At 61.6% G+C, this 11,971-nt stretch carries 11 protein-coding genes; 6 read left to right on the top strand and 5 right to left on the bottom strand.

The annotated features are described in order from the left end of the window. The first annotated feature begins 5 nt into the window (after window positions 1–5). From L904_RS14455 to L904_RS14430, 6 genes are all read left to right on the top strand, one after another. Window positions 6–1,079, top strand: a complete 1,074-nt coding sequence (locus L904_RS14455) for an ABC transporter substrate-binding protein (RefSeq protein WP_020811705.1) — start codon at window positions 6–8, stop codon at window positions 1,077–1,079. A gap of 20 nt (window positions 1,080–1,099) precedes the next feature. Next, the gene (locus L904_RS14450; protein ID WP_020811706.1) at window positions 1,100–2,155 is read left to right on the top strand and encodes an ABC transporter ATP-binding protein; all 1,056 of its coding nucleotides are present in this window, start codon (window positions 1,100–1,102) and stop codon (window positions 2,153–2,155) included. Continuing rightward, window positions 2,155–3,030 carry an ABC transporter permease gene (locus L904_RS14445; protein WP_020811707.1) on the top strand — a complete coding sequence of 292 codons (876 nt, stop codon included), beginning with the start codon at window positions 2,155–2,157 and terminating at the stop codon, window positions 3,028–3,030. Before L904_RS14450 ends, L904_RS14445 begins: the two co-directional genes overlap by 1 nt. An 8-nt stretch (window positions 3,031–3,038) precedes the next feature. Continuing rightward, window positions 3,039–3,827, top strand: coding sequence for an ABC transporter permease (locus L904_RS14440; RefSeq protein ID WP_020811708.1), 789 nt, complete (start codon window positions 3,039–3,041; stop codon window positions 3,825–3,827). Window position 3,828: 1 nt separating this feature from the next. Beyond that, a complete protein-coding gene (locus L904_RS14435; RefSeq protein ID WP_020811709.1) occupies window positions 3,829–5,337 on the top strand; it encodes a carboxylesterase/lipase family protein in 1,509 nt (502 codons plus the stop codon). A gap of 75 nt (window positions 5,338–5,412) precedes the next feature. Then, a complete protein-coding gene (locus L904_RS14430; RefSeq protein ID WP_245303285.1) occupies window positions 5,413–6,234 on the top strand; it encodes a LysR family transcriptional regulator in 822 nt (273 codons plus the stop codon). Window positions 6,235–6,646: 412 nt separating this feature from the next. Here the strand turns inward: L904_RS14430 and L904_RS14425 are convergent, their stop codons facing one another. The 5 genes from L904_RS14425 to L904_RS14405 all read right to left on the bottom strand — a co-directional run bounded on the left by L904_RS14425 (window position 6,647) and on the right by L904_RS14405 (window position 11,745). Beyond that, window positions 6,647–7,768 carry a sn-glycerol-3-phosphate import ATP-binding protein UgpC gene (locus L904_RS14425; protein WP_003520204.1) on the bottom strand — a complete coding sequence of 374 codons (1,122 nt, stop codon included), beginning with the start codon at window positions 7,766–7,768 and terminating at the stop codon, window positions 6,647–6,649. 32 nt (window positions 7,769–7,800) lie between these two features. After that, the gene (locus L904_RS14420) at window positions 7,801–8,685 is read right to left on the bottom strand and encodes an ABC transporter permease subunit (protein ID WP_020811711.1); all 885 of its coding nucleotides are present in this window, start codon (window positions 8,683–8,685) and stop codon (window positions 7,801–7,803) included. A gap of 7 nt (window positions 8,686–8,692) precedes the next feature. Continuing rightward, window positions 8,693–9,583, bottom strand: a complete 891-nt coding sequence (locus L904_RS14415; RefSeq protein WP_020811712.1) for a carbohydrate ABC transporter permease — start codon at window positions 9,581–9,583, stop codon at window positions 8,693–8,695. Window positions 9,584–9,665: 82 nt separating this feature from the next. Further along, the gene (locus L904_RS14410) at window positions 9,666–11,009 is read right to left on the bottom strand and encodes an extracellular solute-binding protein (protein WP_020811713.1); all 1,344 of its coding nucleotides are present in this window, start codon (window positions 11,007–11,009) and stop codon (window positions 9,666–9,668) included. Window positions 11,010–11,271: 262 nt separating this feature from the next. After that, window positions 11,272–11,745, bottom strand: a complete 474-nt coding sequence (locus L904_RS14405) for a VOC family protein (protein WP_004432877.1) — start codon at window positions 11,743–11,745, stop codon at window positions 11,272–11,274. Window positions 11,746–11,971: the final 226 nt, after the last annotated feature.

The raw sequence follows: 11,971 nt of genomic DNA, 5'->3' as shown, positions 1-11,971 counted from the left end.
CTGAAATGAAAAATGCTCATCAGCGCCGCAGGGCCGCTCTCGTCGTCGGCATCGTTGCCGCCGGAATCGCATCGCTCTCGGGCATCGTCTTCGCACAGGATGCGACGAAGGGCACCGTCAACATCGTCGGCTTCTCCGGCGTCTTTGCGGATAACTACCAGAAATTCATCATCGACGCCTTCAAGGCCCAACATCCGGGCATCGAGGTGAATTATCAGCAGAGCAAGAATTCGGCCGAAACGCTGGCGCTCCTCACCCTTCAGCGCGCCGAGCCGAAGGTCGATGTCGCCCTGATCGACGTTTCGGTGGCGATCAAGGCGAATAAGGAAGAGCTGTTCACCAAGCTTGATGCCGCCAAGGTGCCGAACCTCGCCGAACAGCCGGAATGGGCGCGCATCGATGGCGACCGCGCCGTCGCCTTCTCGCAGGACAATCTCGCCATCCTCTACAATACCGACACGGTGAAGGAGCCGCCGACAAGCTGGGCCGATCTCGCCGATCCGAAATACAAGGGAAAGATCGCCGCCAAGCTTTCCGATACGCGCGGCGTCATTCTGCTGCCGATCCTCACCAAGCTGAAGGGCGGCGACTACAAGACCTCCATCGATCCGGCCATCGATTTCCTGAAGGAGGTTGCGCCGAGCGTCTCAACCTTCGAGCCCGCACCGGATTGTTATGCGGTGGTGCAGAGCGGCGAAGTCGATCTCTCCATCTGCTGGAACGGCCGCGCGCAATATCTGCACGACACGCAGGGCGGCAAGATCGGGATCGCCCTGCCGAAGGAAGGCTCCATCGGCCAGACCAACACCATCGGTCTGGTCGAAGGCTCCGCCAACAAAGAGGCCGCCGAACTCTTCGTCAATTATGCGCTGAGCGCCGAGGCGCAGGCGACCTTCGCCGAAAAGAGCTTCTACGGTCCGGTCAACAGCAAGGTCGCGCTCAGCGAACCCGTTGCCGCCCGCATCTATGGCAGCAAGGAAGCCCAGGCCGCGCAGTCTTCCCTCGACTGGAACTTCGTGGCGGATAAATATTCGGCGTGGATACAGCGGATCAACCGCGAGGTCATCGCGGCGAATTGAGACAGGAAGCAGAGGACGCCATGGCCGATCATCATGTCGAGATCGACAATCTCGTGAAGACCTATCCGGGCGCCCTCAAGCCCTCCGTGGATCACGTCAGCCTTTCCCTGCCGCGCGGGGAAATGCTGGCGCTGCTAGGGCCTTCCGGCTGCGGCAAGACGACGATCCTGCGCATGATCGCCGGCCTCATCCCGGTAACCTCGGGCGAAATCCGGCTGGACGGTCGCGATATTTCCGCAACCCCGGTCCACCGGCGCAATATGGGCATGGTCTTTCAGGCCTATGCCCTGTTTCCGCATATGAATGTCGCCGAAAACATCGCTTTCGGGCTGGAAATGCGCGGCGTTCCAAAATCCGAGCGCAAGGAGCGGGTGGCGAAGGCGCTCGATCTGGTCAAGCTTTCCGGCTTCGGCGAAAGGCGCGTCTCCCAGCTTTCCGGCGGCCAGCAGCAGCGGGCGGCGATTGCCCGCTCTCTCGTCATCGAACCCGCTCTGCTGCTGTTCGATGAGCCGCTTTCCAATCTCGATGCCAAGCTGCGCGACGAGATGCGCGATGAAATCCGCGATATCCAGAACCGCACCGGCGTCACCAGCATTTTCGTCACCCACGATCAGGACGAAGCCCTGTCCATGGCCGACCGGCTCGCGGTCATGTCCGAAGGCCGGCTGGAGCAGATCGGCACGCCGCGTGAGATTTTCGACCGGCCGAAAACCGATTTCGTCGCTTCCTTCATCGGCGCCGGCTCGTTCCTTACGGGCACCGTGGTTGCGCCGGGCCGGGCTGAGATTCCCGGTCTCGGCTTCCTGCATTTCGCAGGCGCTGTCCCGGTCGGCCAGAAAGCGCGGTTTCTGGTCCGCCCGCATCGCTTTCTGCTTGGCGATGGCGTCAATGCTTTCTCCGGCATTGTCGAGCACGTCACCTATCGCGGGCAGATGCTGACGCTTGGCGTGCGCGCCGGCGATCATCGCCTGCAGGCCGATTTGCCCACCCATGCCGCCGCTCTGCCGGCAAAGGGCGAGCGCGTGACGCTTTCTGTTGCGCCGGAGGATGTGACGCTGATCGGGGAGGCGGCTTGATGGCGGCGGCAAGCCATGCTTCCGGCGGCGGCACGTCGCATCGCGGCGTTTTGCTTCTCCTGCTTCTGCCGGGCCTCATCGCACTGCTGACGACGTTTCTGTTGCCGCTCATCTGGCTGGTGCGCGCCTCCTTTGCCTCCTCATCCATGGCCGCCCTTCGCGGCGGCGACTGGACGCTTGAATCCTACAGGACCGTGCTGTTCGACCCGTTTTACTGGAAGATCGCCTGGAACACGCTTTATCTCGGGGTGAATGTCGCCATTTTCGCGGTCGTTCTTTCCTATCCAATCGCGCTTTTCCTTGCCCGCACCCAAAGCCGCTGGCGCGGGGTGCTGACAGCGCTTGCCGTCGCGCCGCTTCTCACCTCCTCGGTGGTGCGTACCTATGGCTGGATGGTCATTCTGGGGGACAGGGGCGTCATCAATACCGCGCTGCAATCTTCCGGGCTGACGGATGGTGTCATACGGCTCACCAATAATTATTTCGGCGCGACCGTCGCGCTGATCGAAATCCTGATGCCCTATGCGATCCTGGCGATGCTGAGCGGTTTCGGCCGGCTGAACACGCAGCTGGAGGAAGCCGCCGCCATGCTCGGCGCGAACCGCCTGCGCGTGTTCACCCGCATCGTGCTGCCGCTTTCGTTGCCAGGCGTTCTCACCGCAGCGCTTCTCGTCTTCGTGCTGGCGATTTCCTCCTTCGTCACCCCGCGCCTGATGGGCGGCGGCCGCGTCTTCGTCATCGGCACGGAGGTTTATAACGAAGCGACGGTGACGCTGAACTGGCCGCTGGCGGCTGCCCTTTCGGTGCTGCTGCTCGTGCTGTTCGGCAGCGTGATCGTGATTTACCAGCGCGCCATGCGCGCGCTTGAGACGTGAGGCCGGCCATGGATGCGAAATTCGGACGTCTCGCCCACGCGCTTCTGCTGACACTGCTTTACCTGTTTCTTCTGGCGCCGATCATCGTCGTCCTGATCATTTCTTTCGATACACGGCAATATCTGGCTTTTCCGCCGGAAAGCCTGTCCTTCGGCTCCTATGCCAAGGTTTTCGCCAATGCCAAATTCATCTCCGCTTTCTGGCGCAGCCTCGGCATCGGCCTGCTCGTCGGTTTCGTCTCGATCTTCGCGGGGCTGCTTCTGTCGCTGGCGCTCTCACGGCACGAATTCCGCGGCAAGAGCGCGATCAACTTCCTCATCCTCGCACCCTTCCTCGTGCCGCATATCGTGCTCGCCGTCGGCGTGATGCTGGTGCTCGGGCCGCTTGGCCTGCTGGATAGTTATACCGGCATTTTCCTCGCGCATCTCGGCATCACCACGCCCTATACGGTGCGCACCATCACCATGAGCCTGATGGCGGTGGATCGCCGTGTCGAGGAGGCGGCGCGCGTTCACGGCGCATCGCCGGCCATGGTGCTGTGGCGCATTACGTTGCCGCTGGTCCGCCCCGGCCTCATCGCCGGTGCCGTCATCGCCTTCCTGATTTCTTTCGACGAAGCGACGATCTCGCTCTTCATCGTCTCGGTCAAATCCTCGACGCTGCCGACGGAAATTTATCATTATCTGGAATATTCCACCGATCCGCAGATTGCCGCTCTTTCCGTTATCCTCATCCTGATTTCGGTCATCGTCGTGGTGGCGGTCGAGCGGTTGATCGGGCTGCGCAAGGTGCTGTGACATGACGATGCTGAAAGTGGCAGCCGGTACATTGCAGGGCAGGTTGGAGAACGGAATTCACGCCTTTCTCGGTGTGCCCTATGCCGCGCCCGTCACGCTCGAACGCCGCTTTGAAGCGCCCCAGCCCGTGTCGCCATGGCAGGGCGCGCGGGACGCCACCCGGCTTGGCCCCGTCTGCCCGCAAATTCCCACTTACGGCCCGGTGGGCACCGCCGCGACCTCGAAACTGGCCTTCGGCGAGGATTTCCTCACCGTCAATATCCGCACGCCCGATCCGGCGGGCAGGGCGCCGGTGCTGTTCTGGATCCATGGCGGCGGTTACGCGGTCGGTTCCGCCAATGAACCGGTGCTGCAGAGCGGCGCTTTCGCGGCAAGCGGCATCGTTGAGGTCACGGTCAATTATCGCCTTGGCGCGCTCGGTTTCCTCCATCTTGAAGGCAGGCCCGACAATCGCGGTCTGCTCGATCTTGTCGCCGCACTGGAATGGGTGCGCGACAATATTGCCGCCTTCGGTGGCGACCCGGACCGGGTGACGCTGGCCGGGCGCTCGGCGGGTGGCTTTGCCGTCGCGGCGCTGATGGCCATGCCGGGCGCGCAGGGGCTTTTCCACCGGGCCATGCCGCAGAGCGGTGCAAGCACGGGAATCGCCTCGATGGGGGATGCCGCCAGACTGACGCGCCGGTTTCTGGCGGCTGCAAATGCCGATGAGGCTTCGCTTGCAGCCCTGCCCATGCACCGGCTGCTCGAAATTCAGCGCGATCTCTGCAACCAGTCCTATGAGCAGCATGATTTCGCCCGCGACGGCGCAGCCTCGATGCTCGGCGTGCCCTTCGTTCCGGTTATCGATAGGGTAAGCCTGCCGGAGCATTCGGAAATTGCCGCACGCGAAGGCCGCACCGCCGCCGTGCCGATGATGATCGGCTGCACGACGGGCGAATATGTGACCCATGCGACGGCGCAGCCGAAAATGGATTTCGCGCTTTGCGCGGAATTGCTGCATGAGCGGGTTCTGCCGCGTGGCCTCACCGGCTCCCTTATTGTCGAGCGTTATCGCAGGGCGCTGCCAGGCCACAGCCCGCGCGGCATCTGGCGCGCGGTTGCCGGCGATCTCGTCTTCCAGCTTCCGGCGATGCGTTTCGCCGGGCTGCATGCCCGTTTCAATCCGGTCTATAAATATCTCTACGGCCCGCTGGAGGCCGATGAGCTGGGTGCGCCGCACGGGGCGGAGGTCGGCTCGGTCTGGTATCGCGATGGTTCGAATGGCCGCGAACTGCCCGAGCGCCAGCGGGTGGCGGATGCGGGCTTTGCAAGAGCGATCCACGATCTGTGGGCCTCCTTCATAAAGGACGAACGGCCCCGTGCCCCGAATGGTGAGTGGCCGCAATATCGTGCCGAAAAACCAATGGTTCTGCGGGCGGGCCCCGCCGGGTTTGGCGCTACTCCCGATCCTTTCGACGGGCGCGAGGCGCTTTGGCTGCCGGCTGGCCATGAGGATCGCGGGCCGGTATAGCGCTTGGTGACGATGAGGCAGAAACACAGGTCTTGAACACAGGCCTTGAATACAGGTCTTGGGGCGGAGTGGAAAATGGCGTCTGACTATCTCGATACGCGGCAGCTCGAGGCTTTCGTGGCCGTGGTGTCGATCGGCAGCATCACCGGCGCGGCCAAGGCGCTGGGCAAGTCTCAACCCGTCGTGACGCGCCTCATTCAGGACCTTGAGGGTGAAATCGGCTTCGCGCTGCTGCACCGCAACGGCCCCCGCATCACGCCCACCGAAAAGGGGGTGGCCTTTTTCGCGCAGGCGGAACTGTTCCTCGGCGGTCTCAGAACGATCGGCGAAAGCGCAAGGCGCATTCACGCCGCGCGCCGCACGGCCATCGAGGTCGCTTCCATTCCGGCGATTGCCGCAAGCCTCCTGCCACGGGCGCTCGCCGCCCTGCCGGCCGACCGGTTTCCCGATCATGTGCATCTCCAGAGCATTTCTTCGGAAAATGTCGTGCAGGCGGTGATGGCGGGCACGGCGGATCTCGGCGCCGTCAGCCTTCCGCTCGACAATCCCGGCGTCGACATTCACTGGCTGGGGGAGGTGCCGTGCGTGGCCGTGGTGGCGGAAGATCATCCGCTCGCCGGGAAAACGGTTATCTCCGCCGAAGACCTTGCCGGAAACCGGCTCATCGCTTCGGCAAACCCCTTTCGCCTGCGCATGCGGATCAACGATGTGCTTTCCAGCCTCGGCGTCGACCTTTCCTCCGTGATCGACAGCAATGCGACCTATGTTTCGCTTTCGCTGGCACGCATGGGTCTCGGTGTCGCAATCGTCGAATCGATTACCCTCTGGGGCTGCCGGTGGAGGGTGTTCGCGTCATACCGCTCTCGTTCCACATCCCGTTCCAGTGGGGCCTCGTGACGGCGGCCGGCCGGCCGGTCATCTTCGAGGTGGAGCAGCTCGTGGCCACGGCAAGACGGCTGGTGTCGGATATTCCCCAGGCGATTGTTTACGATAAAATATCGCAAATTCAGAATTTTGATTGAATTTCCTGATGTAATTTGTGCGTTCCGCAAGCCGCAAGCCGCAAGCCGCAAGCCGCAAGCCGCAAGCCGCAAGCCGCCAGTAGTATAATGTTCCCAAATCCGGCCGGACTCGGCCCGGCCCAATCCGATCCCGTGCGGCGGACTATATCCGAGGCTCCAGCGGACGCGCCTTGCGCGGCCGCTGGAGCATTTTTGAGTAAAAAGCGAAATCGCTTTCACGTCCGGACAATGCGTTAAAACAGAAGGCCAGTGCACTCCCCCGCGAACCCCCGTTCACGGGAAATCTTCTAGACCGCCAGCAATTTCTCGTTGCCGATGCGGGTGGTTTCGACGGCGCCCTCGGTTTCGATCCGTTTTCCCGTGGCCGGATCGAAGAAATGAAGGTGAGCGGCGGGGAGATCGAGGTGGATGCGCTGGCCGGGTTTTACCGAGAGGTCCTCACCGATGGCGGCGGAGAAGGTCTCGCCGGCGATATCGGCATGGACGATGCGGCCCGAGCCCAGTTCTTCGACGAAATCCACGACTGCCGGCACGCCGGCGCCATCCGTGCTGACCACGCACTGTTCCGGGCGGATGCCGACGGTCACGTCGCGGCCGCGCAGTTCCAGCGCGGTTTCGGGGAAGAGCTTTACGGGCGTGCCATGCAGCATCACGGCGGGGGATTCCACCTCCACCCTCGTGTTGAACAGGTTCATGGCAGGCGAGCCGATGAAAGAGGCAACGAAGGTGCTGGCCGGGCGGTGATAGATATCCAGCGGATGGCCGACCTGCTCGACATTACCCTTGTTCATCACCACCAGCCGGTCGGCCAGCGTCATGGCCTCCACCTGATCGTGGGTGACGAAGATGGATGTGGCGGAGAGGCGTTGGTGCAGCTTGCGGATTTCCGCGCGCATGGTTACGCGCAGCTTGGCGTCGAGGTTGGAGAGAGGCTCGTCGAAGAGAAACACCGCAGGTTCGCGGATGATGGCGCGGGCCATGGCGACGCGCTGGCGCTGGCCGCCGGAAAGGGCCGCGGGCTTGCGCTCCAGATAATCGGAAAGGCCGACGATTTTTGCGGTTTCCTCGATGCGGCGCTGGCGTTCGGCCTTGGGAACGCCGGCGACTTTCAGCGCATAGCCGATATTGCCGGCGACCGACATATGCGGATAAAGCGCGTAGTTCTGGAACACCATGGCGCAGCCGCGTTCGCGCGGTTCCAGCGTGTTGACCACCCGCCCGCCAATGGCGATCTCGCCGGAGGTGATGTCCTCCAGACCGGCGATCATGCGCAGAAGCGTGGATTTGCCGCAGCCCGACGGGCCGAGGATGACGACGAATTCGCCGGAGTCGAAAGTGAGGTCCACGCCGTGCAGGGTGGGCGTCTTGCCATAGGATTTGCGGACCTGACGAATATCGATCTGAGCCATGATGGGAAACCTTGTTGTTGAAAGCCGCGCTGTTACTTGTCGGACGAGACGAGGCCGCGGACGAACCAGCGTTGCAGGAAGGCCACGACGAGAAGCGGCGGCAGGATGATGATGAGGGAACCGGCCAGCGTGACGTTCCAGTCCGGCGTGCCGTCATCGGCGGGCAGAAGCGCGCGCAGCGACATCATCACCGTCTTGTAGGACGGGTCGGTGACCATCAGCAGCGGCCACAGATACTGGTTCCAGGCATAAACGAACATGATGGTGGTGAGCGCCAGCATGTTGGTGCGTGACAGCGGCAGCAGCATGTCCACGAAGAAACGCGCCGCACCCGAACCGTCCATGCGCGCGGCCTCCGCCAACTCGTCGGGGATCGTCATGAAGAACTGCCGGTAGAGAAAGGTGCCGGTGGCGGTGGCGATCAGCGGCAGGGTAAGGCCGGCATAGGAGTTCAGCAGGTTCCATTCCAAGGTGACCTCGATGCCGAACAGGCCGAGGATGGAGCGGAACGGCTGGAAAAGATCGGCGGCGACCGAATAGGTCGGCACCACGCGCACTTCGAGCGGCAGCATCAGGGTGATGAACACCGTCCAGAAGAACAGGTGCCTGAGCGGCGAGCGGAAGAATACGATGGCGAAGGCGGTGAAGGCCGAAAGGGCCACCTTGCCGATGGTCACCAGCGTCGCCATGATCATGCTGTTGAGGAGGGCGTTGCCGAGATTGGCGCGTTGCCAGGCCGCTTGCGCATTGGTGAAGAATTCGCCCTGCGGCATGAAGTTGAAAGGGACGCTGTTGACCTGCTGGACCGACTGGCTGGCGCCGGAAATGACGACGATGAAGGGGCCGATGAGCAGGAAGAAGCCGGCCACCATGATCGCATAGGTCAGGGCGTCGGCATAGGGTGTGCGCTGGATCATCGCCGCCTCACTTGTAATGGACTTGCCGCTCGACGAAGCGGAACTGGATGAAGGTGAAGACCATGATGAGGCCGATGAGGACGAGGCTCTGCGCCGAGGCGCCGGAATAGTTCAGCCCCTCGAAGGCCTCGCTGACGATGCGGTACACCATCACTTCGGTGGCGTGGTTGGGGCCGCCCTCCGTGGTGGAGGCGACGATGCCGAACGTATCGGCGCCGACGAAACCCTCGGTCATCATGATGACGGTGAGGAAGAACAGGGTCGGGGCCAGCAGCGGCACCTGAATGTCGATGGCGCGGCGAATGGGCCCGGAACCGTCCATGGCGGCGGCCTCGGTCAGCGAACGCGGTACGGATTGCAGGCCGGCGAACAGGAAGATGAAGGTGTAGCCCGCCCATTTCCAGATGAAGATGACGATGACGAGGATGAGCGCGTGCTCGCCGTATTTGGCCGGGTTCCAGATATCGGGCCACCAGGAATTCAGCGATGCGGCGATGCCGCGTTCCGGCGACAGGATGAAGCGGAAGGCCATGCCGGCGGCGGGACCGGCAATCGCATAGGGCAGGATATAAAGCACCCGGAAAAAGCCGGAGCCGGGAAGCTGGCGATCGACCGCAAGGGCGAGCACAAGGCCGATGAGGATCGCGAAAAACGGACCGGCGACCGCAAAGATCAGGCTGGTGAGGATCGACTGCCAATAGAGCGGATCGCCGAAGGTTTCGATGAAATTGGCTAAACCGACGAATTCCGCCTGGCCGCCGAAGGGCGGCTCCAGGGTGAATGCCCAGTTCAGCACCGCCGCGACCGGCCAATAGAAGAACAGAAGGATAAGCAGGAACTGCGGCAGGGCGAAGAGCACAGGCAGCCACGTGCTTTTGAAGACGGTACGCTTTTCCATTGGAGTCCGGCAGGGTTCGAGATTTCGGCGGGCCTGCCCGAACGACTGTCCGGACAGGCCTTTGACGGCGATGAAAAAACGCTTAGTTCAGCTTGGCGCCTTCATAGGTCTTTTCGAAGCGGCGCAGGCCGGTATTGGCGCGCTCGACGGCCTTGTCGAGTTCAGCCTGGATATCGGCGTTCTGCATGAAGATGGCTTCGAGCGAGGTGGCGACTTCCTTGCGGATCTGCGTGAAACCGCCGAGGCGAATGCCGCGGGTATATTCGGAAGGCGGCGTAAAGGTCAGGCTTTCGATGGCCTTTTCGCGGCCCTTATAGGGGGCCTTGTCGTAAAAACCGTTGGCCTTCATGGCGTCGAAGCCGGTCTTGGTAACCGGGATGTAGCCGGTAACGGTCGACCACCACTCAACCATGTCAGGCTGGGCGATGAAGTTCAGGAATGCGGCAGCACCCTTGTATTCGGCGTCCGGACGACCGGCCATGACCCACAGCGAAGCGCCGCCGACCAGCGAGTTGTGACGCTCCGTGCCCTTCCAGACCGGGAGCATGGCGACGTCCCACTTGACGCCTTCCGGCATGGACTTGCCGACGGTGCCGTGGCTGGCGATCGAGGACATGAACATCTGGCAGGTCTGCGAGGTGAAGGCGGGCAGGATGTCCATGCCGAGCTGCTTGGTCTTGACGACGAACAGCTTCTCGTCCTGCATCTTCTTGAAGAACTTGACCTGATCGACGAACTTGGTCTTGTTGATCGTCAGTTCCGCGTCCAGACCCTGATAGCCGTTGGCCTTGGTGGCGATGGGCTGGTTGTGGATGGCGGAGAACTGCTCCATCAGCATCCAGGTGTCGAAGTTGAAGGCGAGCGGGCATTCGAAACCGGCGGCCTTCAGCTTCTTGGAAGCTTCTTCAACCTGTTCCCAGGTGTCGGGCTTGAAGGTGATGCCGGCTTTTTCGAAAGCGTCGACATTGTAATAGAAGACAGCGGTGGAGGAGTTGTAGGGGAACGAGTTCAGCTCACCGGCGGCCGTGGCGTAATAATTGGCGATGCCGGGGAAATAATTGTTCCAGTCGATCTTGTAGCCATTGTCGGCCATCAGCTTCTTGGCGGGAACGAAAGCCTTGGACAGCATCATGTCCAGCGTGCCGGCGTCATAAATCTGGGTGATGGCGGGCTGCTTCTTGGCGCGATAGGCGGCAATGGTGTTCTGCAGGGTGGATTCGTAATCGTTCTGCGAGGTGCAGACGATCTCGAATTCGGCCTGGGAGTCGTTGAACTTCTTGCAGGTTTCCTGGACGCGGTCGCCGAGATCGCCGGAAAGGCCGTACCAGAATTCGAACTTGGTCTTTTCTGCCTGGGCGGCGGTGGCGCCGAAGGCGGCGGCGATGGCGACGCCGGCCACGAAGGAAGTCAGAGCGGAAGATTTCATGAGTTGAGCCCCGTTGATGGAATGATGGCCTGCTCGGCAAGGACTCCAAGTCCCCGGCACGAAGCCACGGAGGCTCTGCTAACAGCCGTCTTTGACGGATGGCTTACAGTTTGTTGAACGTTTTATGATGACTGGCCGCGCAGCCCATTCTGCGCGGCGAAAAAAGTGCGATAAATACGGAAAATCGGAATTTAGAATTATTTATCAGTATCTTCCTGTTTTTGGCCCGCCTCGCTACCTGCTGCTGAACAGCTTTCGCCAGTCAACCGCGACGTGCAGCCTCGATGGCGGCGACATCGATTTTCTTCATGTCCATCATCGCGTCGAAGGCGCGTTTGGCCTCCGCGCCGCCGGCGGCCATGGCGTCCATCAGCACGCGCGGCGTGATCTGCCAGGAAACGCCCCACTTGTCCTTGCACCAGCCGCAGGCGCTTTCCTCACCGCCATTGCCGACGATGGCGTTCCAGTAACGGTCGGTTTCTTCCTGATCTTCGGTCGATATCTGGAACGAGAAAGCCTCGCTCTGCTTGAAGACCGGCCCGCCATTGAGGCCGATGCAGGAAACGCCCGCCACGGTGAACTGCACCGTCAGCACGTCTCCCTTCTTGCCGGAGGGATAGTCGCTCGGCGCATGGTGAACGCCGGTTACCGCGCTATCCGGAAAGGTTTCGGCATAAAATCTGGCCGCGGCCTCGGCATCCTTGTCGTACCAGATACAGATCGTGTTCTTTTCCATTTGTGTGTTCCTCCCAAATTGAAATCGTCATCGAGCCGGCGCGGAAATTCGCCGGCCATTGCCGGTTCCCCATTCGGTATAGAATGCGACCATGCGCCGAACGTTCCCAAAAAAACGGCGGCGAGAAAAACCGGCAGGCAACACACTGTCACGGTATCTGCAACTTCAGATGACGAACATCAACTTTATCCTTAAATATTATTTAATAATGTAATCATAATATTCA

This window comes from Agrobacterium sp. LY4 (assembly GCF_001526585.1).
Taxonomy (GTDB): Bacteria; Pseudomonadota; Alphaproteobacteria; order Rhizobiales; family Rhizobiaceae; genus Agrobacterium; species Agrobacterium leguminum.
This window is presented reverse-complemented; position numbering and strand designations above follow the sequence as displayed.

Excerpts from the sequence above, each read along its gene's own strand:
- L904_RS14455 (WP_020811705.1), top strand. The coding sequence starts at position 6 with ATGAAAAATGCTCATCAGCGCCGCAGGGCCGCTCTCGTCGTCGGCATC.
- L904_RS14450 (WP_020811706.1), top strand. The coding sequence starts at position 1,100 with ATGGCCGATCATCATGTCGAGATCGACAATCTCGTGAAGACCTATCCG.
- L904_RS14445 (WP_020811707.1), top strand. The coding sequence starts at position 2,155 with ATGGCGGCGGCAAGCCATGCTTCCGGCGGCGGCACGTCGCATCGCGGC.
- L904_RS14440 (WP_020811708.1), top strand. The coding sequence starts at position 3,039 with ATGGATGCGAAATTCGGACGTCTCGCCCACGCGCTTCTGCTGACACTG.
- L904_RS14435 (WP_020811709.1), top strand. The coding sequence starts at position 3,829 with ATGACGATGCTGAAAGTGGCAGCCGGTACATTGCAGGGCAGGTTGGAG.
- L904_RS14430 (WP_245303285.1), top strand. The coding sequence starts at position 5,413 with ATGGCGTCTGACTATCTCGATACGCGGCAGCTCGAGGCTTTCGTGGCC.
- L904_RS14425 (WP_003520204.1), bottom strand. The coding sequence starts at position 7,768 with ATGGCTCAGATCGATATTCGTCAGGTCCGCAAATCCTATGGCAAGACG.
- L904_RS14420 (WP_020811711.1), bottom strand. The coding sequence starts at position 8,685 with ATGATCCAGCGCACACCCTATGCCGACGCCCTGACCTATGCGATCATG.
- L904_RS14415 (WP_020811712.1), bottom strand. The coding sequence starts at position 9,583 with ATGGAAAAGCGTACCGTCTTCAAAAGCACGTGGCTGCCTGTGCTCTTC.
- L904_RS14410 (WP_020811713.1), bottom strand. The coding sequence starts at position 11,009 with ATGAAATCTTCCGCTCTGACTTCCTTCGTGGCCGGCGTCGCCATCGCC.
- L904_RS14405 (WP_004432877.1), bottom strand. The coding sequence starts at position 11,745 with ATGGAAAAGAACACGATCTGTATCTGGTACGACAAGGATGCCGAGGCC.